3 protein-coding genes are annotated in these 3,658 nt (G+C 67.5%); all 3 read right to left on the bottom strand.

Features of this window, described 5'->3' with window-relative positions; translation table 11 throughout:
* Positions 1 to 6 precede the first annotated feature (6 nt).
* Complete coding sequence (gene atuD / locus P3W75_RS18005) at positions 7 to 1,167, bottom strand: citronellyl-CoA dehydrogenase (RefSeq protein WP_276228676.1); 1,161 nt, start codon at positions 1,165 to 1,167, stop codon at positions 7 to 9.
* A gap of 80 nt (positions 1,168 to 1,247) precedes the next feature.
* On the bottom strand, positions 1,248 to 2,864 hold the full coding sequence (gene atuC, locus P3W75_RS18000; protein WP_276228675.1) for a geranyl-CoA carboxylase subunit beta: 1,617 nt from the start codon (positions 2,862 to 2,864) through the stop codon (positions 1,248 to 1,250).
* Between the two features lie 3 nt (positions 2,865 to 2,867).
* The coding region (locus tag P3W75_RS17995; RefSeq protein WP_276228674.1) for an SDR family oxidoreductase at positions 2,868 to 3,658 on the bottom strand (791 nt) is incomplete at its 5' end.

Genomic DNA, 3,658 nt, shown 5'->3' with positions numbered 1-3,658 from the left:
CAGCACTTAGCCCTTCTTCTTGCCTGGCAGGGTGCCCATCAGCTTGCAGATGATGCCGAGCATGATCTCGTCGGCGCCGCCGCCGATGGACACCAGGCGGGTGTCGCGGTAGGCGCGCGACACCGGGTTGTCCCACATGAATCCCTGGCCGCCCCAGTACTGCAGGCAGGCGTCGGTGACCTCGCGGGCCAGGCGGCCGACCTTGAGCTTGGCCATGGAGGCCAGGCGGGTGACGTCCTTGCCGCGGATGTACTGCTCGGTGGCCTGGTAGGTGAGGGCGCGCAGGCACTCGATCTCGGTCATCAGCTCGGCCATGCGGAAGTGGATGACCTGGTTGTCGATCAGCGCCTGGCCGAAGGTCTTGCGTTCCTTGCAGTAGTCGATGGTGGCGTTGACGCAGTACTCCAGGCCCTTGATCCCGCTGGCGGCACCGAACAGGCGCTCCTCCTGGAACTGCAGCATCTGCATCATGAAGCCCGAACCCTCGGCGCCGATGCGGTTGCGCTGCGGCACGCGCACGTCGTCGAAGAACACCTGGGCGGTTTCCGAGCTGCGCATGCCGAGCTTGTCCAGGTGCGGGCTGAGGCTGATGCCCTTGCTGTTCATCGGCACCATGATCAGCGACTTGTTGACGTGCGGCTTGTCGTCGGAGGTGTTGGCCAGCAGGCAGATGAAGTCGGCCGACGGGGAGTTGGTGATCCACATCTTGCTGCCGTTGATGACGTAGTCGTCGCCGTCCTTGCGCGCGCTGGTCTTCATGCCCGCCACGTCGGAACCGGCGCCGACCTCGGAGACGCCGATGCAGCCGACCATCTCGCCGGCGATGGCCGGACGCAGGAACTCCTCGCGCAGCTCGTCGGAGCCGAAGCGCGCCAGGGCCGGGGTGCACATGTCGGTCTGCACGCCGAGGGCCATGGGCACGCCGCCGCAATGGATGGTGCCGAACTCTTCGGCGGCGACCATCGAGTAGCTGTAGTCCAGGCCCATGCCGCCGAACTTTTCCGGCTTGGAGATGCCCAGCAGGCCGAGTTCGCCGGCCTTCCTGAAGACTTCATGGATCGGGAAGCGCCCGGCCTTTTCCCATTCGTCGACGTAGGGGTTGATCTCCTTCTCGACGAAGTTGCGGACGGTGCGGCGGAGTTCTTCGTGTTCCTGGGTGAAGATCATTTGTTGTTCTCCGTGGGATCTTTCAATTCAGGTAGGGCGAATAAAGCGGAACGCTTTATTCGCCGTCATGCGCCCTGCGATCAGAATCGCGAAACGCCGAAACTGTTGTTCTTCAGCGGCCGCACGGCCGCCTCCGCGCAGATGTCCAGCAGGTAGCCGAGCAGCTGGCGGGTGTCGCGCGGGTCGATCAGGCCATCGTCCCACAGGCTCGCCGTGCCGTAGAGCGCGGTGGACTGGGCGTCGAGCTTCTGCGCGGTCATCTGTTCGAGCATGTCGAGCATCTTCGGGTCGGCTTCCTTGCCCTCCTTGGCGTGCTTTTCCTCGGTGACGATGCGCAGCACCTTGCCGGCCTGGGCGCCGCCCATCACCGCGGTGCGGCTGTTCGGCCAGGCGAAGATGAAGCGCGGGTCCAGGCCGCGGCCGCACATGGCGTAGTTGCCGGCCCCATACGACCCCCCGACCACCAGGGTCAGCTTGGGCACCGTGGCGTTGGCCACCGCCTGGATCATCTTCGAGCCGTGCTTGATCACGCCCAGGCGTTCGGACTCGGTGCCGACCATGAAGCCGGTGGTGTTGTGCAGGAACAGGATCGGCGTGGCGCTCTGTTCGCACAGCTGGATGAACTGTGCCGCCTTGGCCGCGCCCTGCGGGGTGATCGGGCCGTTGTTGCCGATCAGCCCGCAGGCCTGGCCCTCGATGTGCAGGTGGCCGCAGACGGTCTGCGCGTCGAATTCGTTCTTGAAGTCGAGGAAGCGCGAGCCGTCGGCGATGCGCGCGATGATCTCGCGCACGTCGTAGGGCTTCTTGGCGTCGGCCGGGACGATGCCGAGCAGTTCCTCGGCCGGGTACAGCGGCGCGTCCCAGCGCTTGGCCACGGGCGCCGGCAGCTGCGCGTTCCACGGCAGCGCGGCGAGGATTTCGCGGGCCAGGCGCACGCCGTCGGCGTCGTTCTCGGCCAGGTACTCGGCGGTGCCGGCGACCTGGGCGTGCAGCTCGGCGCCACCCAGTTCCTCGTCGGTGGCGATCTCGCCGGTGGCGGCCTTGAGCAGCGGCGGGCCGGCGAGGAACATCTTGGCCTTGCCGCGCACCACCACCACGTAGTCCGACAGCCCCGGCTGATAGGCGCCGCCGGCGGTGGAGGAGCCGTGCACCACGGTCACCTGGGGCAGGCCCATGGCCGACATCCGCGCCTGGTTGGCGAAGCCGCGCGCGCCCTCGACGAAGATCTCCGCGGCGTAGTTGAGGTTGGCGCCGCCGCTCTCGGTGAGGGCGATCAGCGGCAGCTTGTTCTCCACCGCGACCTGCTGCAGGCGCAGGGTCTTCTTCAGCCCGGTGGGGGAGATGGTGCCGCCCTTGATCGCACTGTTGCTGGCGGTGACCAGGCAGCGCACCCCGGCGACGTAGCCGATGCCGGAGATGATGCCGCCGCCGGCCTGGGTGCCGTCCTTGTCGTCGTGCAGCTTGTAGCCGGCCAGCGAGCACAGCTCGAGGAACGGCGCGCCGGGGTCGAGCAGCAGGTTCAGGCGTTCGCGCGGTAGCAGCTGGCCGCGCTTGTCGAACTTCGGCTTGGCCTCGGCGGCCTTGTCGAGCACCTTCTGTTCGACGTCGCGGAAACTCGCCACGGCGGCCAGCATGGCCTCGCGGTTGCGGGCGAAGTCTTCGCCCTGGGTATCGATTTCCGACTGGATCACCGGCATGGCTTACTCCTGGTCCTTCAGCACGTCGGGCAGGTAGGCGCGATGGAAGCCGTTGTACGAGCGGCTCTGCCCGGGCTTCGCCTTGCTCAGCGGGAAGGCGCGGCTGCCCTGGCTGGCGGCGCCATCGATACGGATGGTGTTGCCGCTGATGAAGGCGGCGCCGGGGGAGAGCAGGAAGACGATGGCCGCCGAGACTTCCGATTCGGTGCCGATGCGCTTGAGCGGCACGTGCTCGCGCAGGGTCGGGATCAGCGCCTTGAAGGCGCCTTCGTAGGTGTCCATGCCGCTGGAGGCGACCCAGCCCGGCGCCACCGCGTTGACCCGCACCCCGGCGTAGCCCCACTCGATGGCGGCGGTCTTGGTGAAGTTCTCCATGCCCGCGCGCGCCGCGCCGGAGTGGCCCATGCCGGGCATGCCGCCCCACATGTCGGCGAGCATGTTGACGATGCTGCCGCCGTGCTTGCTCATGCTCTGGTTGAACACCTCGCGGGCCATCAGGAAGCCGCCCACCAGGTTGGTGCGCACCACCGCCTCGAAGCCTTTGAGGTTGATCGAGGCGAGCGGCGCGGGGTACTGGCCGCCGGCGTTGTTGACCAAGTGGTGGATCGGCCCGCGCTCGGCGATCACCTGTGCGACCAGCGCCTTCACCGCTTCTTCATCGCGGATGTCGCAGCTGTGCCAGCTGGCGCTGCCGCCGTCCTCGACGATTTCGCCGGTGGTCTTCTCCAGCTTCTCCGCCTTGCGTCCGACCAGCACCACATGGGCGCCGAGGGCCGCCAGTTCGTGCGCGGTGC

Source organism: Pseudomonas citronellolis, assembly GCF_029335315.1.
GTDB lineage: Bacteria > Pseudomonadota > Gammaproteobacteria > Pseudomonadales > Pseudomonadaceae > Pseudomonas > Pseudomonas citronellolis_A.
The sequence above is the reverse complement of the archived record's forward strand: the minus strand, read 5'-3'. Positions and strand labels throughout refer to the sequence as shown.